This window comes from Clostridium neonatale (assembly GCF_900465025.1).
Lineage (GTDB): Bacteria > Bacillota > Clostridia > Clostridiales > Clostridiaceae > Clostridium > Clostridium neonatale.
Genome location: NZ_UICR01000002.1, coordinates 439293 through 465630, shown reverse-complemented (window position 1 = coordinate 465630; position 26338 = coordinate 439293). Strand labels below are relative to the sequence as shown.

Sequence of the window (26338 nt, the reverse complement as noted above, 5' to 3'; positions counted from 1 at the left end):
AAAAAAATGCAAAAAACGACAAATTAACTTGAAATGTGTAACAAAAACAATATAATAATTATGTGCAAGTAACATGTATGTATTAATAATTATTATGATTTAACTATTAATTTACATTCATGTATATACATAGTAAAGGAGATTTAAGGGATGAAACGAAAAATATCAACTACACTTGCAGTAACTTTGATTGCAAGTCAGATGCAAAACGTTGCTTTTGCAAAAGATATTAATAACATTAAAGAAACTAATGTTATTAAAGAAGATGTATCACAGACAACTGAAAAAAGTGATAATGATATTTTAACAGAATCACCAAAAGATGAAGTGGCTGAAAATGTAGATACTAGTAATGGTGTCGAAACTACAGATAAGGATGGAACTTCTAATGATGGAGTAACTACCGAAGGTGATGATACTACTAATGACGGAGAAGTTACAAATGGGGATGGAACTTCTAGCGATGAAGTAGATAGAGAAGAAGATAACATTGGTAATGGTGAAGGAGCTACAGAAGGTGGAGAAACTATAGGTGATATAGATACTTCTAAAGGTGAAGAAACTGTAGAAGGTGATAACACTAGTAATGGTGGAGAAACTACAGAAAATGGAGATATTACTAATGATGAGATAACAGCAGAGGGTGATGATGGTGTTGATGCAGGTGAAATAACTGAAGATGGGGATAATTATGAAGCAAAAGGTAAACTAGAGCTAGATTTAAACTTTTCTCTTCCTATAAAGTTCACAACATCTGATCAAACAAAAATAACAGTAAAATTAAAAGGTATAGGTGAAGATGAAGTTGAGGTTAACCTAGGTTCAGATACTGTTAAGGCTGGGAAGAGAGAATCCCAAGGCATAAATTATGAATTAGAAGCTCTAGATTATAAAAGAAAGAAAATAGAAGATTCAGCTACAGAGTTAGAATTTTACCATTTAACTTTTGATAAACTTCCATTAGGAACATACTTACTTGAGATATCGGGAGCCGGATATGAAACTGTATCGGTAGATAATATAGAAATACAGGATTCTTCTAAGAGAGTTTTAATTGGAACAAGCGATAAAGAAATAGTTATAGATGATGAAACGAAAGTATATTATCCAGGAGTTTTTCTAGCAGGAAATGTTGATGGAAGTGACCTGGTGAATGATACAGATTATAATATCTTAAAAAATAAAATTAAAAATAAGTCAAAAAATAGTATAAAAAATTACATACTGAATAAGATGAAAATTGATGTATCAGATAGTGATTATGATTTAAATAGAGATGGAGAAGTTGATATAACTGATTTAACTTATGTTCATCAAAATATGAATAAAGTAAAACAAGAACCAGTAATACTAGATACAGATCTTATTGTGAACCCAGAAAATGCAAAAGTAGAAGTTGCTGGTGCAGAAGTAGAAGGTAATATAAAGGATATATTAAAAAATAATGGTGCTGGAGTTTCACTGAAATCTAAGGGAGAAGAAATAAGTGAAGAGAATCCTATATTATTATCAATGAATTTAGGAGATTCAAAAAGATCAGAGACTTATGTTGAAAAGTTAGTTATAGAGGCTCCAAGTAAAAATGCACCAAGTACAGGAAGCATAATTATACCTAAGGGGGATGGAACAAATTTAGAATTCAAATTTAAGAATTCAAAGGCGACAAGATCAACAAGAAAAACTTCTGATGGTAATGTAGATGTTATAGAAATAGATTTAAAGGGTCAAGTTGCTGTGAGTGAAATAACTATAAAAGTTACTGGTGGTAGAGGAAATAAGAATTTAACGGAAATATCAAAAGTTGAGTTTTTAAATAACGTTTATACAGAAATACCAAAGCCTAAGATGAATGTACCAATAATAAATAATTTTACAAGTACAACGCAAGTAGGTCAGGAGTCCATGACACTAGGTTGGGAGCATGTGCCAAATGTAACTGGATATGAAATTAAAGTTGAAAAGCTTGATAACGACGGTAAAAAAGTAGTAAGTACAAGCACATATAAAACAAGTAAAAATACTTTAAGAATAGAAAAAGTAGACGGATATGCTATTTATAGAGTTAGTATACAATCAACATCTGGAGATTGGAAAAGTGGATACAAGGATGAACAGGAAGATTATAGTGCAAGCTCAACTGGAGATACTAATTTAACAAATAATGAAAATGATAAAGATGGAAAGCCAGATAATGTAGATGCAAACTATAATCCACAAGGATGGAACTCTGTAACCGGAGAATTAAGTAGTAATGAAGATGGGGAAAATGGAAGCAAGTTTGGAGCAGACTCTATAGTAGAGCTTCAAGTTATACCAGAAACAGCTCCAGAAGGACCAGAAGGTATAAAAATTCAAGGTGGTTATAAATCTCTTAATGTTAGCTGGGCTTCTCACAAAAAAGCTAAAGATTATGATTTATATTATAGAGAAATTGGAACTAAGGAATGGATAAAAGCAAATGATCCAAATAAAGACTATAAAGATAGTGACATAACTAATGAGATACCAGATGGAGTAGCAAATTTAGAACCAAGTGAAAAGAAGGATAAAGATGAATTAATAAGAGCTACGAATTATACTATAAGTGGTTTAAAAGACACAACTACTTATGAAATAATGATGACAGCAACTAATCATCATGGGACTGGTGGTTTATCTAACAGTTATCTAGGTTCTACTACTAGCTTAGTACCTCCAATAACTACTAACTATAATCTTATCAATTCATTAAATGGAGAAAATGAATTAACTAATCATATAGAAAAGATTGAATTTCCAAGTGGTAAATCTGATGATGAAGACAGCGTTGTTGATAATGATTATTCTACTGCATGGACATTAGATGATTGGGATTCATCTAACTATAGTAAGAGAGGTCCTATAATTACATTTGATCAAGAGTATACACTTGATACAATAAATTTAATAACTAGATTAGATATAAATTCCCAGCCGTATTTAGCTAATATTGGGATATGGAATGAAGAAACAAAAGCATGGGAATATAAAAAGGCAAAAGTGAATCTAAACAATAGAGTTGCGACTTTAAAATTAGATGAGCCTATAACAGCAAAAAAAGTACAAGTTAATATATCTGTATATGCAGGTGTAGGGTCTGGTAAAGTAAGTGTATCAGAAATTAAATTCTATAAATATGATAGTTTAGAAAAGGATGTAGATAATTTATTTGCAGATGATTTAAAATTATCCATAAAAGATGATGTTACTCAAGAGATGATAGATGAACTTACAAAAAGAGCTAAGACTATAGATCCAGTAAATATGGAATATCATTCTAACCAAAAAGAGATTCTAGAAGGCTTACAAAGAGCACAAGATTTACTTGATGATGTTAAGTTAAGTGATAGAATTTTAAAACTTGATGCTGGAATAATTAATCAAGGGCAAACAATAGGTCAAAGCAATAACTGGCAAGCATTAGGAGTTGCTGTAAAACCAGGAGATAAAGTAACAATTTATATTGGTTCAGAGAGAAAAGATACAAAATTTAATCTTGCAATAACTCAGCACTATGGTGAATCTGGAACTTACATTACTAATTGGAATCAAAAATTAACAGTTGGTAAGAATGAAATAACAATTCCAACTTCATCTTTCAATATTAATTATGAAAAAGGTGGAAATCTATATATAAACTACGATTCTAATTTTAAAGACACAGAACATGCACAAGTACGTGTAAGTGGGGGTACAAGAGTACCACATTTAAATGTGAATAATATGATAGATGATACGACAAAAGAAGCTGAAGTAAAGCAAGCTATAAGAACTTATATTAGAGAATTAAAATCTTATGTAAGTACCTTACCAAATAGATATCCTGAATCTGCAACAGCACAAGATAATGCAAATAATATTTATACCTATGATCCAGAAACTTCTATTTTGAATAGTACTGAAATAGAAGGCAAAAGAATAATGCTTTCACTTCCAGCAGATCAAATACTTAAAGGAATAGAAACTGGGTTATCTGGAAATGAAGAGGCTGAGGTAAATAGAGTTTATGATACATTACTTGCTTGGGAACAATTAATGAAAGTTTCTTATGCACAACAAGGTTTACTTGAAAAAGCAATAGACTTAGATGGTGATGGTAAAATAAGCGGCACTGAAAATCAATACTTTAATGCTAATAGAGCACCTAGAAACCGTATTAATATTAAGTATCAAAGAATGTTTACAGGAGCATTTATGTATGCTTCAGGACACCATGTTGGTATAGGATATGGATCTACTCCTTCTATGATGCAAGGTGTACCATTTAAATTTGATGTTAATGGAAATTTAGTGAATAAAGATGAAGGAAGTTTATTTGGATGGGGTATAAATCATGAAATTGGTCATGTTCATGATAGACCAGGATTGACTTATGCAGAAACTACTAATAACGTATTAGCTCTTATAAGCCAAACATTTGATGATATAGATGCATCTAGACTAGAGTTATCAGATGGTTATAAGAAGGTATATGATAAAGTAACATCAGGAAGTGTAGGTCTTGCAAGTGATGGATTAACTAGACTTGGAATGTTCTGGCAATTACATTTAGCATATGATAATGATTATACTTACACAATGTTAGATAAGAATACTGATAATGATTTAAGTAATGATACATTCTATGCTAAATTATATAGAGAAACTAGAAATAAGGGAACAGCTTCTAATGAATCTGGTCAAGATTCTACAGCTCAAACATTTATAATGAGATCATCAGATGCTGTAGGTAAAGACTTAAGACCGTTCTTTGAAAAGTGGGGATTAGTTGCGAGTCAAAAGACTAATGAATACTTAGATAGTAAAGATTATCCAGTTGAAGATAAAGCAATTTACTACTTAAATGATGAAGCAAGAAGAAAAAGATTAGCTGCTATGGAAAATAATAATATGAGTGCAATTACTATGGCAAAAGATACTAAAGTAAATGGAGCTTTTGGAACTGATAAAAATGGAGTTCAAATAGCTGAAAAAACTTACTTAAATCAAAAAGAAGTTCCATTAAATTTAAGTGTAAACAAGGATGCAGATAAGATACTTGGATATGAAATAATAAGAAAAGAAGCAACATCAACAGGAATTGAAGATGTTCCAGTTGGATTTGTTGAAAGAGATAAAGATAGCAAAAATGGAGCAACTAGCTTTACAGATGTTATAGATTCAGTAAACAATAGAGCTTTTGAATACAAAGTTAGAGCATATGATTATGACTTAAATGTAACAGAGGAAACTGTAATTGGAAATGTAAAAGTAAATCATGATGGAAGCATAGCTAAGAACAATTGGATATTTGATACAAATACAAGAAGTGATAATGATGTTTTAGATGAGAATACTGGACATGGCCAAGTTCAAGGCGGAGAAATTAATAAAATAAAAGATAATGATGTATCAACAGTATATAATGCATCAAAGGCAACTGATCAAAATGGGGGAGTAGCAAGTGGAGACCCATATGTAACAGTTGATATGGGAAGTACTAAGTCTGTTGTAGGACTTAAATATACTCCAGGACCAGTTCAAGAGAAGAAGTTCTCTCTAATGAATTTCTTTAAGAGAAATACAGAGACTACATATTCACCAATAAGTAAATATGAAGTTTATGTAAGCAAAGATGGAAAGTCATGGACTAAGGCTCATTCAGGAACTTTTGATACTACTAAAGAAAATACAATCTACTTTAATGAAGCTGGAAATAATAACAATACTCAACTATGGGCATATGATGCACAATATGTAAAATTAGTTGCTAAAGGATCTGAAACTATTTCTATAGCAGAATTAGATATATTAGGACCTACAGGTGATAATATAGAAATAGGAGTACATAATAATGACAAAGTTTATAGAAATGGTGTAGGTAGATTAAATACAGAATATACATATGCACCAGGTAAATCAATACCAGCTGGTTCAATAATAATAACTGGTGAATACAAAGGAGATCCAGCATTTAATGTTCCTCTAGTAATAAATGAAAATGGTGGAAATTTTGCACTGGAATCTCAAGCTATATTATTGGCTAATTTACCAGAAAATGCACAACTTGGTGAAGTTGCAGAAGGTAACTGGATATATTGGATTACTCCAGAACAAGAAAATAAGATAATAAATGGAGAAAACAATATAGAAGGAAAAGCTATAAAAGCTGAATTATATAGATACAATAAATTAGATGGATCAGGTAAGCCTGTTGGTCAAAGGTTAGTAAGTGATACTTTCTTACTTGATTTACCAGCGCTAGATAGATTACCATCAATCGATTTAAATGGTGGAAAGACAAGAGCCTTATCTACTTCATATGATAAAGTAGTAGAAATAAATAATGATATTATGAAAAAAGCATACGAGAATAGATAATAATTTTAAAAAGAGACTATCTCTTTTGAGATAGTCTTTTATTAAGATAAGAAAGGAAAAAAACAGATGAAAAAGATTAAGCTGTCAGCAAAAACTGCATTAGTATCAGGTCTAGTAGCAGCATCAACAGCTGGGATTGTTTATGCAACACCTGAAATTCTTGAGAGTATAAATTCTGATACAACAGACAATTTAAAATTAGTAGTAGAAAAAGTAGATAATGATACTGCTAGGGTATCTATAGATAATATAAAAGAGATACCAAGGTCACTTCAATTTAGTATAAAGCTAGATGGAGCAGAATTAAAAGATGGAGAAAATAGTATACATGATTTAGTTTCAAAAGAAATAGAAACTATAGTAAATACTAATGAAGATCAAAGTAATTCAAATAAAATATTAACAGATTATACATATGATAAAGATAAAAATACCATTGATGTTTTAATAACAGCTGATAATTCAATTCCTAAGAATGCCAATAAAGTAGATGTATTTGATATAGATCTAAAATTTAAATCAAAAGGTATATTTAATTTAGATTTAGGTGAAATGGTAGAAGGTATTTTAAGCAAAAATAAAGTTGCAAATAAATACACAATAACTCCAAATGATGATGTAGAGTATAAGTATGTAAGTGATGCTAATAAAGAATATGTTAGTAAGAAGGTAGATTATTCTAAAGAAGAAATATCTATGAACTCTAATCCAACTATAAGCTCAGATGGTAGATCTATTCAGCTTATGGAGGGAGAAAAGATTCAGTTAACAGCTGAAAACTTAGGAATAACAATGAAGGATGATGAGGATGATGATAAGGCTTTATCGTTAGAAGTTAAGTATGAAGGCAATGTTATAACAGAATTTTCACAAACTACACCAGGAGTATATAATTTAGAAGCTATAGCAAAAGATAGTTATGGTGAAACATCTGAAGAATTAATAATACAAGTAGGTGTAATTGAAGAAAAAATTACGACAGAACCAATTATAACTAAAGGTGATAAAGAATTAGAAGATGTTACTTTAAATGCAGGAGATATTTTCAATCCAATGGAAGATATCAAAGCAAGAGATGGTAAAGGTAATGATCTTAAAGTTAATCTTTCAGTAGATAAAGAACTTGATTTAGATCCAGAGACAACTACTGAATATAAATTAACGTATACTGCTATAGATAAGTATGAGAATAAAGCCGAAAAAACAATAACTTTAACTGTAAATGCAAATAAAGCACCAGTTATTTTAGGAGTTAAAGACCATAATTTAATGGTTGGTGATAGCTTTGATCCAAGAGAAGGGGTTACAGTAATAGATAAGGATGAAAATATAGAATTACAGGTTGACAGTAATGTAAGTGTTAATATTCCAGGAGAGTATAAAGTTTCATATACTGCAACTGATAGTAAAGGTAAGACATCGAGGGCACAAAGTAAAGTAGTTGTAATTTCAAATGAAACTGGAATAAATAATCCGCCAGAAATATATGCAACTGATAAGACTATAAAACTAGGAACAGCATTCAATCCATTAGATGGCGTAACTGCATCTGACAAGGAAGATGGACCTATAACAAATATAAAGGTTATTGAAAATACTGTAAAAGTAAATGAAGAGGGTCAATATAAAGTTACATATAGTGTTGAAGATAGCACTGGTGCAATAACAACAAAAACAATAACTGTAACAGTTAAAGGAGAGCTAAATTTAGTTGAAAGTATAACTATAAATAATAAGTTCTCTAAAATGTATTTAGAAAATGAAAAAACAGTAACTGTATCTATTAATGGAGATGCAGATGTGAAAGATGTAAATTGGTCAACAAGTAATTCAAATGTGGCTGAAATAGAGGTTATTGGAAATAGTGCTAAAATCATTGCTAGATCAGAAGGGAAAGCAACAATAACAGTATCAACTAAAGATGGAAGCAATAAATCAGATAGCTTTACAATAAACGTAGTTGACTTCAAAAATGATAGTGAAATGCCTTCATATATTAAAGATATAGTAGATACTAACATTTTATTACCTATAGTAGGAAGTACTGATGGATCAAAAAATTCCCCAGTAGAATTTGAAATGAGAAATATAACTGTAGATAAATTAGATGAATTCTTAAAGAGTATAAGTAATTTAAACCCAGTTATAAAAGATATATATTCTAAGGGAGATTTTACAGTTTATAAGTTAAAGCTTACTCAAGAAGTTGGATTATTAGATAAGTTAAGAAATATAAGAGCTATTGGATTATTTAATAGCAATAGCAATGTAGATATATACGTGGAAATAAAGGTGAATAATTACTTAAGTAATGCAAGCCAATTGAAAGCTAGATTAAATGAGCTAAAATCAGATAATAATTCAGGTAACACTGGTGGTAGCAATGGAAGTTCTAGTGGAAATAGTGGAAGTTCAAGTGGCGGAAATGGAAACACTGGTGGAAATAGTGGGAGCTCAAGCGGTGACAATGGAAGCAGTAGTGGAAACGGTGGAAACTCAAGCGCTGACAATGGAAGTACCGGAGGAAATGGTGGAAGCTCAAGTAGTGGAAATGGAAGCATTGCTGGAAATGATGAAAGCTCAAATAGCGGAAATATAAGCACTGGTGGAAATAATGAAAGCTTAAGTGGTGAAAATGGCTCAGGTACTAGCAATGGAAGTGCAAGCTTTAATAATAATACAGGAGCAGTAGAAAATACAAAAATAACTGAGAATTCAAAAGAATCTGATGATGAAGAAATAGCGGATAATTCAGAATCTGAAAATTCAGAAGTAGCAGATGATTCAGAAACATCTCAAGATAAAGAAACAAGCGAAAAATTAGAAGTAAGTGAAAATTCAGAAAAAGTAGATGAAAAGAATACAATTATTACAGTATTAGGTTATGGAGCTGTAATAGTTGCAGCTATAATTTCAGGTATATTCTTCTTAAAGAATAAAAATAAAAAATAATTCTTTAATAAAAGATAAATATAATATTATAGATAATACGGAAATGTAGTGGATTTGTGTAAAACAAATCTACTACATTCTTTTTTAATATAATTTTAATGAACATTTTTTAATTAGTGAAATAGGATTTCATAATGAGTGTGGTTATAATAGAAATATAGTTAAAATGAGTGTAGTCAATAGATTCATGTAAGTAAAGAGAAGGAGAGTTAAATTGTATTTATATATTATGAAGATATGGAAATGAGATTATTTGAGGGATTAGAAAATGACAAAATTATAAATTTGATTTAGAAATTAGGAGTGATTAGATGAGTGGAATATTAGATAAATATGATGAATCAATTAAACTCACTTATAATTACGCATATAGAATGCTTATGCATTTAAAAAATATAAGAGAAAACTATAAAAGATTAGAAAATGCAGATGAAATAATATTAGAAGTATATAGAGATTCCATAATAAAAAAGTATGAAACTTTAGAATACTTAACATGGAAATTATTATCTAAAATCTTTAAAGCTGATGGACTTGAGATAAATAATCCTAGAGGATGTTACAAACATGCTTTTAAAGAGGGCTTGATAGAAGATATGATTGTTTGGAATGATATACTACTTGCAAGAAATTCAACAGCTCATATATATAATGAAGAAGATTACGAATCGATAAAAAATAATATAGTAGAGATATATATAGATGCTATAGAAGAACTTTTAAATAAGGTATCAATGGAGAAGTTGTAGTATGTATGGAATAGAAATTTATGATAATTTAGATAGAAATTAAAAATATATAGATACGATAGCTATCATGGAAGATTAAGATTTATGGACTCAGAAATGAGTCCATTTTTGCGTAAATAAAGTAATATTAGCAAATTAACAGTAAAGTAAAAAATTAATGATGTTTTTCCAAAAAACAACATAATTGAATAATGTTTCGTTGAGAATATTAAAAAATAATGCTAAAATCAATTTCTAAATAAAAATTTTTTAAAATAGAGAGTAGGACAAAAGTGGGTAATTATTTAATTTTCTCTATATATGGAAATATAAATTTAATAATGAAAAAATAATGATTATTTTGATTTTTAGGGGGATGATTAATGTATTATTTGAGTAAAAAAACACAAAAATTAGTGGCTAAAGCTTTAGTAGTAACAAGTATAGCTAGTATGGGAGCTGGTATTAATATTATTAATGATCAGCCACTAATAGCTATGGCTGATACTATTAGTATAGGGACACCAGAAGGGTATAATGAGTCTGATTATCAACAGTTAGTTGCATTCCTATCTCAAACAGATTCAAATGGTATAACAAACGCTAAGAAGTGTGGAATAGAACTTAATCAAAAAGGCATAGATAGTTTATTTATGGACGAATCTGAATTTCTTAGTGAAATTCAAAAGGCTCAAGAAAATGATCCTAATGATGGTGTTAATAATTATTTAAATGCACGTCCAATAATTATATGGAAAGATACTGATAATGTAAAAGAATTGTACAAAATATACATGAGAGGGTTGCAATTAAATGGAGACATAAGATTTAATAATTGCCAATCTCTGAAGGTATTACATCTAGGTGGTAACTTTACTGTAAAAGACGAATTTGGTAAAAGTGATAACTATAAAAGTATATCTGTAAGTAACTGTAATAATTTAGAGGAGTTAAGATTAGCAAATAGTAATTTGTCTAACTTAACATTAGATAATTTAGCACAAGTAAAATTCGTAGATATTAGTTGTAATCCAATAACTTCTTTTGATTTTTCAAAATTGACATCAATAGAATCATTAAATTTATCAAAAACAAATTTAAGTGATATAGACATTAGTAATATGAACTCTCTTTCCAATTTAATGTATGGAGATTCAAATATTAAAAATATAAAAACAGGAGAATCTAATAAAGCTGCACTAAGATGGATATATGCTAATGATGTAAATACAATAGATATAACTGATTTAAAGAATCTTGAATTTTATTTTGTTAGTAATGAATGTGAAGGAAACTTAGATATAAGTAAAACAAACATTACTAGAGATAAGAATTTAAGAATTAACAAATTAAATTTGGCATCATTAATTACTGCTAATTATTCTGTTAAAGCTAATGATGGAAGATTCAAATATTATTCTTTCGTAATTGGAGCAGATGAATATGTAGGTTCTGATAAATATTTAGAAAGTACATTAGAACTTCAAAATGTTTCAGAAGGTAAAATTGGTAAATGGGTATTGATGTCTCGTTTAGATGGATCAGTTAAAACTGTTTACGGAGATACAATTGCAGTAGCAGAATTAAATGGTTGTGATGTAGAGGTAAATGAAGTTAATGTTAGCATTCCTGAGGTAAAAGATATAAATGTTATTGAAGGTACATCTGTAAAAGACTTATCATTACCAAAAACTTTAGATGTAACAATAGATGACTCATTTACAACAAGTGCAGCAGTTAAATGGGATACAGGTAATTACAAAAAAAGTCCTGGAACTTATAATTTAAATGGGACAGTAACATTACTTAATACAACATATGTGTCAAACAAATTTAAAACAAGTGTAAATGTTGTAGTTGATAAAGCACCTGAGGAGACGAAAATAATAAGAGGTTCAGTAACTAATACTCTTAGTGTAAATTATGGAACACCTGTAGAAGATTTAAACTTACCTAAAACAATAGAAATTATTTTAAGTGATAAGACTACAACATCAGCAGCTGTAACTTGGGATACACGTTCTTATAATGGAAATGTTGCAAAGGAATATAAATTACAAGGTGAAATAACATTACCTGATGGAATTACAAATCCTAATGGTGTAAAAGCAAGTATTAATGTTGTAGTAAAAGAAAAACCGCCTATAACGGCAACAGTAACAAGCGTTTTAAAATTAGGAGACATAAGAGTGGCAAATGGTACGCCTATACAAGATGTATCTTTACCTAAGACAGTTGTTGTTATGTTAAGTAAAGATAATACTCCATTACTAGCTGCAGTTTCTTGGAATGTAGATTCTTATAATGGAAATATAGCAAATACTTATAGACTAACTGGAACATTATCACTACCTGAAGGTATAACAAATCCAAAAAACTTAAAAGCTAGTATAAATGTTATAGTTGGAGAAAATAAACATGAAACAACAGGAGCAGCTGTAACACTTGAAATAAGTGGTGTACCTGAAGAAGGTGAAACTTTAATTGCTAATCTTTTAGATGAAGATGGTAATGAATTCACTACAGATGCAGCCGTAAAATATAAGTGGTATAGACTTGATAATTTAGATTCAGATTTCAATAATTTAATTGGTAAAAATAAAGATTATAAAATTAGCAAAAATGACATAGGTAAATATATAGGAGTATGTGTAAAAACTGCCAAAAAGTATTTCACAGCAGTTGTTGGAAAAATTTCAGGAACATCATCAGATAATAATACCACTAATGATGATACTGCTGCTTTAAATACAGCATATAATTTAGTTAAAGCAAAATTAGATTCAATTACTTACACAAATACTACAACAAAAGATAATATAGTATCTATTTTAAATTCATTAACATTACCTAATGGTATTTCTGTATCTATTACAGATTCTAAGTTGGTTAAAGCAACTTATTCAAAAGAAGGAAGATTTACATTAAATATTAAGTTAGAATCAACAAATGGTGGAAGTAAGGAATTTGATTATGTTGGGAATATTTCCAAAATTAAATCATCTAGTACAAGTTCTGGTTCTGGTGGTTCAGGTGGAGGTTCTTCAAGTTCTGGATCACATAGTAGCAGTAATAATTCATTAGATAGTGGTAAATCTCATGTAACTATACAAACAGAATTGGTTAAAGACAATAATGGAAGTTTGGATTATAACAAAGAAGCTGGTACTAAAGCAGCAGGATGGTCACAAAATGCAGATGGAAAGTGGTATTATAATAAAGAAGATGGTACTAAAGCAACAGGATGGTTACAAAATACAGATGGAAAGTGGTACTATTTAAATTCAGATGGATCTATGAAAACAGGATGGGCAAATGTTAATGAAAAGTGGTATTACTTAAATTCAGATGGATCTATGAAAACAGGATGGGCAAATGTTAATGAAAAGTGGTATTACTTAAATTCAGATGGATCTATGAAAACAGGATGGGCAAATGTTAATGAAAAGTGGTACTACTTAAATTCAGACGGATCTATGAAAACAGGATGGGCAAATGTTAATGGAAAGTGGTATTACTTAAATTCAGATGGATCTATGAAAACAGGATGGTTAAAAAATTCAGATGGAAGCTGGTATTATTTAAATTCAGATGGATCTATGGCAGCTAATACAACAATAAATGGATATAAATTAGATAAAACTGGTAAAATGGTTTGATAAAAAAGTAATAATATATGATTTAAATACTTTTATTGGAATTATAATCGCAGATATAGAATTTATATAAATGAATATATAGTCATCATTCTCTATAATGTTTTTTATTGATTTAACTCCTTAATTTTATATATTAAATTATAGCAAATTTTATCCAAACATATCAATTTAAATAATGGTAAACACCAAAATATATTTTTGACAGTATTAAGATACATCTTTTCTGTTTGGGAAATTAAAATTCATATGGTAAAATTGCTTATGAAAGATAAAATTTAATTTGGTTTATACAATCATATGAATGCAATAGAGAGGTGGAAATTTATGATATATAGTAGTAGTTACAAAATTGGTTTAGAAGATATAGGAGTTAATAACAAAGCAACTAATAAAGCACTTCTTGCAATAATGGAAGATGTAGGAGGACTTCATTCAGCATCTGTAGGATACGGGGTTTTTGAAATTGAAAGCAAAAAAAGAGTATGGATGCTTTTGGACTGGAAGATGAAGGTTATAAAAAGACCTGAATATAATGAAGAGATCAAAGCAGAAACATGGTCAAGAAAAATAGAAAGACTATGTGCTTATCGTGATTTTCAGCTTAAGGATAAAGATGGTAATGTAATTGTAATAGGAACATCAAGATGGCTTTTTATTGATACAATAAGAAGAAGACCTATAAGACTTACAGAAGATATTGCAGATTTATATGAGTCAGAAAATGATAAAATGGTATTTTCTGAAGAAATTCAAGAGATTAAATATGAAGATTATATTTTTGAAAAAGAATATTCTGTTCAGAGAAGAGATATTGATATGAATAATCATATGCATAACTTAAGCTATCTTGATATGGCATATGAAATTCTACCACAGGATATTTATAAAAATAAAATATTCGATAATGTGAGGATTGTATATAAAAAAGAAATAGTATATGGAGAAAATATTAAATGCTATTATTCAGAATATGCAGATAAATATATTATTACAGTAAAAAGCGAAGACAAGATAAATGCAATAATAGAATTGTTTTAGTTATTACAAGCGAATGTTACATATTTACTAATGTGGATGTTGTACTTATAAATTCTAATTTGTTTCACTTAACAAATGATAAACCTTAGATTATTCTTAATTCTATAATTCTTTAAACGAGGTGAAAACATCTGAAATTCCCCATATACCGTATTAGTCATATTATAAAATATAAATAAATATATGGATTAAAAAAGCTGCCATAAAAATGACAGCTTTTTTAATGTTTAAACTAAGCAACTTCATACTTAGTAACAACTCTTTGAGTAAGTTTAGCAGAATTCTTATTTATTAAGATTCCAGAGTTGATTAAGAAGATATTCTTTATTAAGTTAATTTTATTGGATATAATATAGATAATAAATAAATAATATAAAAGGTTCATCACAAAATTTTAGGATGAACCTAAATAAATAATAAAAATATAAAGAGGTGAATGTAATTTGACAAGCTTAGAAAATGATATAAATTTATTGATAATAGAAGCAGTTGAAGGATTTGCATATAATCACCATATAACTAGTAGTGAAGCATTAGAGATATTTAATAAGTATAATATTATTAAGCTAATACGTTCACAGTATGATGTGTTGCATACACAAAGCTTAGAAGAAAGCATAAATTTTGTTGAAGATGTGGTTAGGAGAAAAGAGAATGTTAATTAACAATGAGATTATATTATTTCATGGCACAAACATTTTAGAGAGATGAATATGATTCAGAAATATTTATATAATGATGAAGATATAACTTTAGATATTATAATGAAGATAGAAAAAGTAGTGAGAATTTTGTGTGAGAGAACTGGGAAACAGTTTGAAGAAATACTTGCTGAATTATATAAATCTAATACTTACAAAGCTCTTCAAAATACAAAATCTACTATGTGGGCAGAAAGTTCAGAGTTTATTGTTGATGAATTATTTAGGGAATGGGAAAGTAATAAATAGGCCCCAATAATATAGTTATATACAAAACAAAATAGAAAAATAATGTAAAATCAGTATCAATGTATGATAGAGATGGAGATATTGTAATTAAAGAAGTTGAAGAAAAAATAAATGATAATGTTGATGTAACAAAGCAAGATTTGATTGCATTAACATTTACACCTATAATGAGTGGAAAGCAAAGCAAACTTGATAAGATAATAAAATCTATAAGACTTATAAAGAAAATAGATAATCAATATAGATATGATGTTGAATCAATGCTATATGCATTTGCAGATAAGTGACACTCCAAATTTTATATTTGGTTAGTGGAACTTACTCAATGATTGAGAAAGTTTTTGGACGGAAAAGATTTGGAAAAAGTAAAGGAGGAGATAAGTATGACAAAGCTTGGAGAAATGCTAGTTGAAGATGGAATCAAAAAGGGAAGAGAAGAACAAGCAACAGATACAGCAATAAAAGCAATAAAAATGGGACTAGATAACGAAGCAATAAGCAATCTTACAGGACTTACAGAAAAGGAAATAAATATGCTTAGGAGAGTTCAAAATAATTAAAGGACTAAAAAGGATACTGAAATGAGGTGACCCCAAAAAGTTAGACTTTTTAAGCGTAGCAGTTTTAATGGCTGCTACGCTATTTTTATGCAGCCAAGAGGTTGAGCCTGTATTCTACGGGACTCATCCATCCTAGTTTCTCTTTAATTCTTTGTTCATTGTAGTACTTGATGTATTGTTCTATTGCCTCTTTGAGTTCATCATAACTGTAGTAAACAACGCCGTAGTACATTTCCTGTTTCATTATTCCAAAGAAGTTCTCCATTACTGAATTGTCATGGCAGTTGCCCTTTCGGGACATACTTTGAAAAATTCGATTTTCTTTAAGAGTGTGTACATAAGCTTTCATTTGGTAAGCCCAACCTTGATCAGAATGAAAAGTTCTTCTGTATGGACAATCAGCTGTGATTTCAATTGCCTGGTTTAGTGCTCCCATGATATTGGCCGCTGACGGATGTTGAGATATTCCATAGCTTAAGATTTCTCTATTACACATATCCATGAATGGATCTAAGTATAGTTTCTTTATTATCATTCGTCCCTTATCATCAACCTCATAATACTTAAACTCAGTAGTATCTGTTGTGATTTTCTGATGAGGAATCTGTGTGTCAAAACGTCTATGAATTCTGTTAGGAGCAACCTTTCCAACTTTACCCTTGTATGAACTATACTTACGACTCTTTCTTGTAAAGGAAGTCACCTGAAGATTAAGCTTTTGCATAATTCTCTGAACTTTCTTTTTATTTATAAGTATTCCTTGTTTACGTAGTGCTCCGTATACACGTCGATAACCCCAATCTTTATTAATACTACGTATTTCAAGGATCTTTTCTTCTAGTTCTTTATTAGGATTTTCTCTATTAAATCGCTTTTGCCAATACATGTATGTCGCTTTTGGAAAGCCTACAACTGCGAGAATATCTTTTAATTTGAATTCTCCTCGGAGGCTGTGGATGATTCTCGCTGTTTTTTCAGAAGAGCTTCCTCCTCTAAACGCAGCCTCCTCAGTTCTTTTAAATATGCGTTCTCAATTTTGAGCTTGAGCAATTCATCTTCAAGCTGTTTTACATGTTCAGCAGTAGTGTCAACTGAAACAATTTCGGCGGATTCTGTTTTACTAGACAATTTATTTGATGATTCCAACGATATCTTTCGTCCCTTCTTCTTCGGCCGCAAAGCATCAGGACCAGCAATTCTAAAATCATTTACCCACTTAACTATTTGCGTTGGATTATGTATCCTTTCTTGAAGGGCTAACTCCTGATATGAGACCTCACTTGTTAGATATAATTCTACTACATGAAGTTTATATTCGAAAGTAAAAGATTCATTTTTTCTTGAACGCATCAACGCTTCATCGCCTAATGTACGGTAATTATCAACCCATAATTTAACCTTGCTTGGAGAAGGAATACCAAACTCTTTCGCAAGAAATTTATAACCACCTTTACCATCCAAATACGCTTGAACAACTTCTTTTTTGAATTCATAACTATATTTTGCCAAAAAACCGACCTCCAAATCATTAGATTTTTGGTCTAACTTTTTGGGGTCGGTTCAAAAAAGGTATCCTTTTTCAATATAAAAAAGGCTCTGTAAAAAATTTTGATTATTTCTAAGAAAAAGTTAGGAATACACAAAATTATTTACACCCTCATAAAAAACATTATCACTTAATTATGATACGGAGAGACGTATCATAATTAACTGAGCACAGCTTATCAAATATTTAAAAAGATATAGAATTAGATTTAGCTATATATCTTTTTACTCTTATTTATAAATACTTTTATGAATTAAGTAGCAAAGATTTAAGTTCATCAAAATTAGAGATTTCATAGGTAGGTTTTATTGATGTTTCATTTATAATTTTGTTAGGGTTATACCAACAGGTATCTATACCAGAGTTTATCCCACCTTGTATATCGGAACTTAAACTATCGCCTACTATCAAAACTTTATTTTTATCAAAGAAATTTATATTTTTTAAAGTATGTTCAAAAATCACAGGGTTTGGTTTTGATATTAATATTTCTTCTGATATTACTATAGTCTCAAAAAATTTTGCTATAATAGATTTTCTGATTCTTTTATCTTGAACTAAGGTAAGTCCATTAGTTACTATAGCAAGTCTGTAAGACTTGCTTAGAGTTTCTATAAGTTCGATACTATTATTTACTTGTTGATGGAAAAATTAAAGTTTATTATCCTTTTGAGAATGGAAAGTCAATGACTTTAAAATTTTATAAAGATTTTAATACAAAAGGAATTATTAAAAGGGAAATTACATACAGTTATTGAAAAAGCAAGAGAAAAGTTTGAAAAAGGTAGTTTTATTTGGGGCAAGAGCAAAGGGAAACTATAGTTATAATTCGGATATAGATTTAGGTATACTATGTGATAAAAAGTATAAAGGTACTATAGCAGAGGAATTAGACGAAGTTGTTGGAATATATTCTTTAGATATAGTATTTTTAGATAGTATGAATGAAGAAATAAAATCACAAATGGAGGAATATGGAATAGAAATTTATGATAATTTAGATAGATGTTAAAAAAGAATAAATATGATAGCTATCATGGAAGATTAAGATTTGTGGACTCAGAAATGAATCTTTTTTTAGCGCAAATAAAACAATATTAGCAAATTAACATATAAATAGTGAAAAATATGATAAAAATGTAATATTATGTGATAGAATATATAATATGGACTGTAAGTTGAAGTTAGGGTTATGTCTATAATGGGAAGTTAAAAAATATTAAAATTAGCATCAATTAGGAATTTTAATGAGTTAAAATATATTAATAATTAGACAATTTAAATCCACAAATAACTCTGAATTAGAGTAAAAAATAAAATTCAGAAATAATATAGTTTTTAAAGATTAAATAAATTAAATTAATAATATTCAGAGTTTTATAAATTTAAGAACTGTTTTGGAGGGGAAAATAAATGAAGAAAAAGTTACAAGTTTTCTTATCATCAACGTACACTGATTTAATTGACGAACGGCAGGCAGCTGTAGAAGCGATTTTATCTATAGGTCATATTCCTGCGGGAATGGAATTATTTAAAGCAGGAAATGAATCTCAACTAGAAACAATTAAGAGATGGATTGATGAATCAGATATTTATGTATTAATTTTAGGTGGAAGATATGGATCATTAGAACCAAAATCTCAATTAAGTTATACTCAGTTGGAATATGAATATGCTGTGAAAAAAAATATACCATTTTTTGCAGTTGTTATTAAAGATGATGCTTTAGATAAAAAGGTTAAGGACTTCGGTAGAACTGTGTTAGAAATTGATAATTCAGATAAATATGAAAATTTTAGAGAAATGGTTTTAAGGAAGACTAGTTTATTTTATTCTGATATTAAAGATATTAAGCTTGCTATAATAAAGTCTATAACAGATTTTGAAAAACGATTTACTTTCAAAGGATGGGTGTCAGGAGATATTTTAAAAGATTATGAAGACTTTAAACAGGAAAATATAAGGCTTACTAAAGAAATTCAAACGACAAGTCTAGTAAAATGCGATTCAGCAGATAATGAAAAAAGTTCATATGAAAGCTGTCATACTGATAATGAAAAAATATCTGTCTTAAACGAAGATCCCACCACATTTTTTTATTACAGAATATGTGGAGCGTTTCCAGGTATTAGAGGAGTGAAATGGTTTTATGATCCTAAAGAAGCAGTAGAACGATTGAAACTCTTTTTTAAAAAGCCGATAAAGTTCAAAACTGATGGAAAACATTATTCAGATCCAATATGGGTTTTACATGGCAATAGCGGTCTTAATATAGAAAGTTTTGATGTTTTAAGTGATACCAAAATATTAATTGGATATGATGAAATTGAGATAGAGAAAATTGCAGTGTATCATTCTTCTTCATACTATAGAGATTTTATCTATATAGAGGCAAAAGCAGAATCGCCAATAGGCGTTTACAGTACATCACCTCAATATATAAATATGCAAATTAAAGATTTTGGGTATGCATCAGAAGAATATGCGTTGTTGGGAGATGTTCCTATATCAAGAGCAGAATTTGATGATGGGGCTGCAGTTATAAATGGAAAAGTAGTTGATGCAAAAGGTGCGCAAGTGAGAGTAAGGTATTTAAGTAAATATAATTTTATTATTGTGGCAAAGACATCTCCATATAACTCAAAAGATTGTGACTTAATATCTGAAAAATATTTAAAGGGAATATTAAATGGTACTCATAATTTTGACGATTTTCTGAGTTTATTAATTGATCTGCCAAAAAACCCTAGAGACTAAATATAGATGCTTTAAATATGGATATAACAAGGGTTAGAGTAATAATGTAAAGTTCAATGAAGATGCTTAATCATAGGAGGTTATCAAATAAGTTACTTTTAATTTTGTAAGGAGAATTTTATATGGAAAAATCACCTATATATTAACGAAAAAAAGACAGGTAATATTGCATCAGATATATTAAAATCAATAAAAAATAAAATGAGAATTGATATATGGAGGTTATAAAAGTACATAATGGATAGAAATTATACAACTATAGAAAAAGAAATAGCCGAAACAGGGTTCTTTTCTGAATATTTACCACCATGCTTCAAGTTAGACCCAAAAGTATTCATGAGATCTCCATCTGAGAATTGCGATTTAATTGAACCATGTTGTTTTACGATGAGTAGGTATAACGGTAATGATGCTCGTCGTAGTATATTTATTCCTGAAATTGGAGCATATGTTGCCACCCGCAATTATATTAGACACGAGAATATCGTTAAAGAAATAATTCAATTTACTGAAACTGAAGAAGCATCATTTTCTCCTATTTTAGGCCGAAATGACAGCATTATGAGACATGAACAATCATATAATGGAACTACAAATAATTTGGGAAATATCTCCTCTGATTATATTGAGAATATTGCCAAAAAGATTGTTAAATCAACTGGAGCTAAGAAAATTTTAAAACTTGATATATCAAATTGCTTTTCTAGTTTTTACATGCATATGATTCCGGCAATTATGTTAGGTGTAGAAGGGGCAGATAATGACTACAATAAATTTTTGAAAAATCCTGATGATGAAACAATTAGCGATACTTATAAAAAATATCGAAAGCTCGATGAAGTTTATAGACGGCAGAACTTAAACAGAACCAATGGACTACTTTCTGGTCCATTAACATCTAAAATGATTGCTGAAGGTATTCTCATTCGTATTGACAAGGAACTGAAAAGTGAAAAAATTAAATTTTCTAGTTATGTGGATGATTATGAAGTTTATCTTTTTGATGATAATGAGAAGATGATAATAAGCATTTTTACGAGAGTGCTTAAACAGTATGGATTTTCTCTTAATAATGAGAAGACAGAAGTAATTGAATTCCCGTATTATGTAGCAGAAAATTTAGAAAAAATTTTTAAAAAATACAATAAAGAAAATATGGATAATTCTGATTTAATAGAATTATTTAATGCATATTCTATATTAGAAAAAAACGGTACTAAAGGAGCTATAAGATATTTGCTTAAAACTTTAGAACAGAATCCGATAGAACAAACTGATTTCTCTTTATACAAGGCTTACCTGCTAACAATTATTGAAAATAATGAACGATCTTTATCAAAAGCTTGTTCATTATTTATTGAGAACAAAGAAAATTTGACACTAAATGAAGATGATCTTTCTATTATTAGGCAAATGATAGATAAACATATTAGTTTTGAGCATGACTTAGAAGTTCTATGGTTGTTATATTTGTTGATTGAAACAAATAATATTCAAATTGACGATTTACTTGTGCAGCAAATTGTAGATAGTAAAAATGAAATGGCTCACATTATCCTTTTGAGGAAAGAGTTGTTGAGAGAAGAAAAGATAGATCAAGTATGTAATAAAGCTTATTCTTGGATTCTTATTTATGAACTTTACGTTTCAGGGCATATAACTGAGGAAGTGTTTATATCCAAATTGAATCTAAATAAAAATTTACATATGTATAGATATCTTAAGGAAAATAATATCCATTTTTGTGAGTAAGTTTAATATAATAAAAAAATTATAATTTTAACTCGTATAATAATATAAAATGTTTTTGAACTGAATGAATTATCAACTTTCATATATCAAGTAGGCTAATAATCTAAAACTAAGAATAGTGCATAAGAGTATAAGTAATAAGTCTAATTATAGTGGTATTTTGTGTGAAAATTAATTTATATAAATATAATATTAGAGGCAGGGATTTGTCATGGTAAAGATTACTAAAGAAATTAATGCAGAAAATATAATTGAAAGAAGTATAAATGAAAGCATTAAAAAATTATTTTCATATAAGGAAAATGTTAAGACATATTTCAATAATGTGGACAATTCATTTACATTTGAATATAAGGAAAGGATTAAAGATAATATTATTGATATATCTGCAAAGTGCTACCTTTCTACTGACAATAATAATCTTATCAAAATGGAATTTGTAGTATTTGATGATAATATATCTGAAATTGATTTAGATTATTACTATTTTAGGGAAGTGTATCATAGTTTCACAGAAGGTTTAGTACATAAAAATGAAGAGAAATTTACAGTAAGAGTATATCACAGTATTTTACATGATGTTGGATTTAAAGGTGAGTATATAGTTAATTGGAAAAGTAAGATTAAGTTTAAACCACTCTTAAATGAAAAACAAAAAAATGCAATTTCTGAAAGAATTATTGCTTTTGATTGTGAAGTTGAGGCAATTTCATTAACTAATGCGCGAACAAAGGCGATAAATATCGTAAAAGAATTTGTTTCATATCTATCTGTATTAATAGATATAGGTTTTTTTGAAATAAACTCAAAATTTGCTCACTACATTAAATTGGATAAAGAAAACTATTATTGTCAAGATGAATTTCAAAGAAGTGCATTTATAGATAATGAACTCAATTTAATAGTAATGGATAATATGAATGGATTAAGACATATTAATGATTATTATGCTATTGAACCGCTATCATTTTTGTCAATAGACATGATAAAGACAGGAACTTTAGAAATTGATTCTACGTATATTGAAAATAACTCATATAAATTAAATCAGAATTTAGAAAAAGTTTTTAAAGAAAATAAGATTGAAAAGAGCAAAGAAAACAATAACTACAGTAAGGAAATTTCCGATAGTGGATTTTATAGTTTAGATTTAAAAATTCCTCAAAAAATAAGGCAGTATTATAAAGGAATTTTAGAACTTCCTAGTGAAAAGTCGATATATTTTAGAAATAGTTGTAGGTTATATAATATTTCTCAGACATGTGGAGTATATGAACCTACACTTATGTTAGCGTATATGATTTCTGCGGTTGAATGCTTAGCAAAGAGTGAAAAGATTGGATTTTCAGAATTTATGAAGCAGTACTTAAAGGATGAATATGACAAAACTTTTTGTAATTTCTTATATGGAAATTTACGTTCGGGACATTTTCATTCAGGAGAAATGTTCTTTACTGAATATAACTTGAACTTAGATGTTACATTAGATAATAATCATCAAAGAATGGCTAATGATTATAATAAAGGTAAACATTATTTAAGAAAGGCAATTATAGAATGGATTAAGAATAATATATTGTCACAGGACAATGTTTCTACTATGTAATATTTCTAGTTTTAACCTTCCAATTATTCATAGCAAATTATACGAAGTTAGGCAGAAAAAAACTCAAACTTTGATTTTAGCTTGAGTTTAAAAGTTACAGAAGTCCGCCTAACTTTGTATAATTACAATAGCACGAAACCGCGGAAATACAAGCAGTTATTATGGGGATTGAATAACCTCACATCTACTAATTTTAGAAGATAATTTAAAAATTAAATTTAAAAATATAGATATAAAGATACAAAAAATCATAAAATATTGTAAACTAGGCATAGTTTCCCCCTCCCCATTATAAGACACATTACAAATGTTATGAAGTTTTGATAATTGTAGGAGGAGAGTTACAAAATGTAATAGACCTACTAAGTTTGTTTGAACCGCAGTTAGGACATTTTGATAAATCTCTGCCTGTAATTTCTTTAATTAGTTCAAGAGTTGGAATTTTATGTCTAAGTAAAATAGGGGTATTAGTAAGTTGTTTACAAATATTCAGCTTTGCAGTTTTATTCCGATTACCTAGCAAACCGTAGTGCCTAATTTTCATAAATCCACTTGGAAGTATATGAATAAGAAATCTTCTAATAAATTCATCAGCAGAAATAGTCATTACCTTATACTTATTTTTGTCTTTATAATCACGCCATTTAAATGTGACAGTGCCATTATCAATGCTTAGAATACGAGTGTTTGATATGGCAACTCTATGTGTATATCTACCTAAATATTCGACGACGCAGGCAGCATCTTTAAAAGGTGGTTTACAGTAAACAATCCACTCTTTAGAATAGGTAGCTGAAAGCAATTTTTCGAATTCAGATTCATCTGAAAGATAATTTTGATTCCCATGAAATTCAAGCTTATTTTCATAGTATAATTGTTTAAGATAATACAAAAACTTACCTCTAAATTTGCGAGAAAGTACTTTAACTGGTATAAAAAATTTTTTTCTGCTGTTTATCCATTTTCCTGTTGAAGACAATCCCCCACCTGGTACAATGCAGTGAATATGTGGATGATGCATAAGGTTTTGTCCCCAAGTATGTAGAATTGATGTAAAACCAAGTTTTGCACCAAGGTATTTTTTATCTGAGGATAATTCAGACAAAGTTTCAGAAGTAGCCTTGAATAAAAGAGTATAGAGCTGTCTTTGATTTTGATATATTATGGAATTTAAAGTATCTGGAATAGTGAATACGACATGGAAATAGCCTACGTTAAGTAAATTGGATTTTTGATTGTAAATCCAACGTTCTTTAGCAAGAGTCTGGCATTTTGGACAGTGCCTGTTACGGCAGGAGTTATAAGAAATCTGAGTATTTCCACAGCTATCACAGATATCTACATGCCCACCTAAATGTGAAGTTCTACATTTACGTATTGCAGATATAGCCTTATGTTGAACAAGGGTAATCTTATGATTATCCAAATAATCGTCACCGTATTCCATTAATATATCTTGAACCTCAACCATTAGTTTTCTCCGTTTCTGTCAAGAAATCTAGAGGGCTTTGTACATTTAAGGATTGAATTTTAAGTAAATGCAAATAAAAGCACGTAGAGCTTATATCTGAATGTCCAAGTAATTGTTTAATATGAAATATACTTATTCCAGACTCAAGTAAATGTGTAGCGAAACTATGCCTTAAGCTATGAACGGTAACTTTTTTCGAGATATTAGCTTTTTCTATGTATTTGTGGAATATATTTTGTACAGCCTTAGAAGTTATATGTGTTCCAGTGTTGACTCTGCTATAAAAAAGCCATTCTTCTGGACGATAAGCTTTCCAATAAGTTCTTAGAATTTCAAGATTAGCTTGCGAAAGCAAAGCATAGCGATCTTTAGAGCCTTTGGCATTGCGAATAAATAACTGCATTTTTTTACTATCAATGTCAGTAACTTTTAAACTAGCAACTTCACTAAGCCTTAGCCCAGCACCATAGAGAGTCATTAATATACATTTATCTCTAAGATTATCACATGCATCAAAAAGGCATTGGATTTCACTTTTAGTAAGTATTTCTGGAAATTTACGTTGCCTGCGGTGGCGAGGGATTTGTTTGTAGTTCAAAGTAGTATTTAAAGTTACACCATATAAGAATCTAAGACCACTATTGTATGAATTTACACTTCCGGAAGTAAGACCTTTTTCTGTTGAAAGATAATGAAGGAATTTTCTAATATCTTTTTCGTCAAGTTCAGTAGCGGATTTGTTAAAATGATCTTGAAAAATTTTAACTTTAGTATAGTATTCAGCTTGGGTATGTTTGCTTAGACCTCTAAGCTCCACATCAAATTTCAACTTTTCTAAGACTTGTTCTTTTGTCATAATTAAAACATCTCCTTTAAAATTAGAATTATCTATATATTAAAGGATTTATAGAAAAAATAAACTGTTATAATTAAAATATGAG

General features: G+C 29.1%; 17 protein-coding genes and 1 pseudogene. 13 read left to right on the top strand and 5 right to left on the bottom strand.

The window, feature by feature from the left end:
* Positions 1-150 precede the first annotated feature (150 nt).
* From CNEONATNEC86_RS13740 to CNEONATNEC86_RS21835, 4 genes are all read left to right on the top strand, one after another.
* Positions 151-6378: a M60 family metallopeptidase gene (locus tag CNEONATNEC86_RS13740; RefSeq protein ID WP_159136228.1), complete on the top strand. Its 6228-nt coding sequence runs from the start codon at positions 151-153 to the stop codon at positions 6376-6378.
* A gap of 66 nt (positions 6379-6444) precedes the next feature.
* Positions 6445-9330, top strand: coding sequence for an immunoglobulin-like domain-containing protein (locus tag CNEONATNEC86_RS21615; RefSeq protein ID WP_159136227.1), 2886 nt, complete (start codon positions 6445-6447; stop codon positions 9328-9330).
* Between the two features lie 311 nt (positions 9331-9641).
* The gene (locus CNEONATNEC86_RS13730; protein WP_159116514.1) at positions 9642-10079 is read left to right on the top strand and encodes an HI0074 family nucleotidyltransferase substrate-binding subunit; all 438 of its coding nucleotides are present in this window, start codon (positions 9642-9644) and stop codon (positions 10077-10079) included.
* A gap of 362 nt (positions 10080-10441) precedes the next feature.
* Positions 10442-13717: an Ig-like domain-containing protein gene (locus CNEONATNEC86_RS21835; RefSeq protein ID WP_159136226.1), complete on the top strand. Its 3276-nt coding sequence runs from the start codon at positions 10442-10444 to the stop codon at positions 13715-13717.
* On the opposite strand, the gene CNEONATNEC86_RS22035 is transcribed toward CNEONATNEC86_RS21835, so the two are convergent.
* A complete protein-coding gene (locus tag CNEONATNEC86_RS22035) occupies positions 13691-13816 on the bottom strand; it encodes a hypothetical protein (RefSeq protein WP_407712879.1) in 126 nt (41 codons plus the stop codon). The two genes, CNEONATNEC86_RS21835 and CNEONATNEC86_RS22035, sit on opposite strands and share 27 nt — an antisense overlap.
* 225 nt (positions 13817-14041) lie before the next feature.
* Between CNEONATNEC86_RS22035 and CNEONATNEC86_RS13715 the strand changes: the two genes are divergently transcribed.
* The 5 genes from CNEONATNEC86_RS13715 (at position 14042) to CNEONATNEC86_RS21590 (ending at position 16265) form a co-directional block, all read left to right on the top strand.
* Entirely contained in the window at positions 14042-14755 is a 714-nt protein-coding gene (locus CNEONATNEC86_RS13715; RefSeq protein WP_159116512.1) for an acyl-[acyl-carrier-protein] thioesterase, read from the top strand.
* 443 nt (positions 14756-15198) lie between these two features.
* Positions 15199-15420, top strand: coding sequence for a DUF3791 domain-containing protein (locus tag CNEONATNEC86_RS13710; protein ID WP_159136225.1), 222 nt, complete (start codon positions 15199-15201; stop codon positions 15418-15420).
* 48 nt (positions 15421-15468) lie between these two features.
* On the top strand, positions 15469-15705 hold the full coding sequence (locus CNEONATNEC86_RS13705) for a hypothetical protein (RefSeq protein ID WP_159136224.1): 237 nt from the start codon (positions 15469-15471) through the stop codon (positions 15703-15705).
* 59 nt (positions 15706-15764) lie between these two features.
* Positions 15765-15992 carry a hypothetical protein gene (locus CNEONATNEC86_RS21595; protein WP_159136223.1) on the top strand — a complete coding sequence of 76 codons (228 nt, stop codon included), beginning with the start codon at positions 15765-15767 and terminating at the stop codon, positions 15990-15992.
* A gap of 96 nt (positions 15993-16088) precedes the next feature.
* Positions 16089-16265, top strand: coding sequence for a hypothetical protein (locus CNEONATNEC86_RS21590; RefSeq protein WP_159136222.1), 177 nt, complete (start codon positions 16089-16091; stop codon positions 16263-16265).
* Between the two features lie 85 nt (positions 16266-16350).
* Here the strand turns inward: CNEONATNEC86_RS21590 and CNEONATNEC86_RS13690 are convergent.
* Positions 16351-17774, bottom strand: a protein-coding gene (locus tag CNEONATNEC86_RS13690) for an IS3 family transposase (RefSeq protein WP_230132317.1) whose coding sequence is annotated in 2 segments (ribosomal slippage) — positions 16351-17285 and positions 17285-17774 — 1425 coding nt in all. Because the reading frame shifts where the segments join, the coding sequence is not laid out codon by codon here.
* Between the two features lie 283 nt (positions 17775-18057).
* Positions 18058-18444, bottom strand: a pseudogene (locus CNEONATNEC86_RS13685) (HAD-IA family hydrolase); the annotation flags it as partial.
* A 121-nt stretch (positions 18445-18565) separates the two neighbouring features.
* On the opposite strand from CNEONATNEC86_RS13685, the gene CNEONATNEC86_RS13675 reads away from it, so the two are divergent.
* The 4 genes from CNEONATNEC86_RS13675 to CNEONATNEC86_RS13660 all read left to right on the top strand — a co-directional run bounded on the left by CNEONATNEC86_RS13675 (position 18566) and on the right by CNEONATNEC86_RS13660 (position 23926).
* Positions 18566-18823, top strand: coding sequence for a nucleotidyltransferase domain-containing protein (locus tag CNEONATNEC86_RS13675; RefSeq protein ID WP_276508226.1), 258 nt, complete (start codon positions 18566-18568; stop codon positions 18821-18823).
* Between the two features lie 401 nt (positions 18824-19224).
* A complete protein-coding gene (locus tag CNEONATNEC86_RS13670; RefSeq protein ID WP_159136221.1) occupies positions 19225-20568 on the top strand; it encodes a DUF4062 domain-containing protein in 1344 nt (447 codons plus the stop codon).
* Between the two features lie 387 nt (positions 20569-20955).
* Positions 20956-22320, top strand: coding sequence for an RNA-directed DNA polymerase (locus tag CNEONATNEC86_RS13665; RefSeq protein ID WP_159136220.1), 1365 nt, complete (start codon positions 20956-20958; stop codon positions 22318-22320).
* Positions 22321-22531: 211 nt separating this feature from the next.
* Positions 22532-23926, top strand: coding sequence for a hypothetical protein (locus CNEONATNEC86_RS13660; RefSeq protein WP_159136219.1), 1395 nt, complete (start codon positions 22532-22534; stop codon positions 23924-23926).
* Positions 23927-24236: 310 nt separating this feature from the next.
* Here the strand turns inward: CNEONATNEC86_RS13660 and CNEONATNEC86_RS13655 are convergent, their stop codons facing one another.
* Both CNEONATNEC86_RS13655 and CNEONATNEC86_RS13650 read right to left on the bottom strand, forming a co-directional pair.
* Complete coding sequence (locus tag CNEONATNEC86_RS13655; protein ID WP_125148297.1) at positions 24237-25397, bottom strand: IS91 family transposase; 1161 nt, start codon at positions 25395-25397, stop codon at positions 24237-24239.
* Complete coding sequence (locus CNEONATNEC86_RS13650; protein WP_125148298.1) at positions 25390-26253, bottom strand: tyrosine-type recombinase/integrase; 864 nt, start codon at positions 26251-26253, stop codon at positions 25390-25392. The genes CNEONATNEC86_RS13655 and CNEONATNEC86_RS13650 overlap by 8 nt, the downstream gene beginning before the upstream one ends.
* Positions 26254-26338 lie beyond the last annotated feature (85 nt).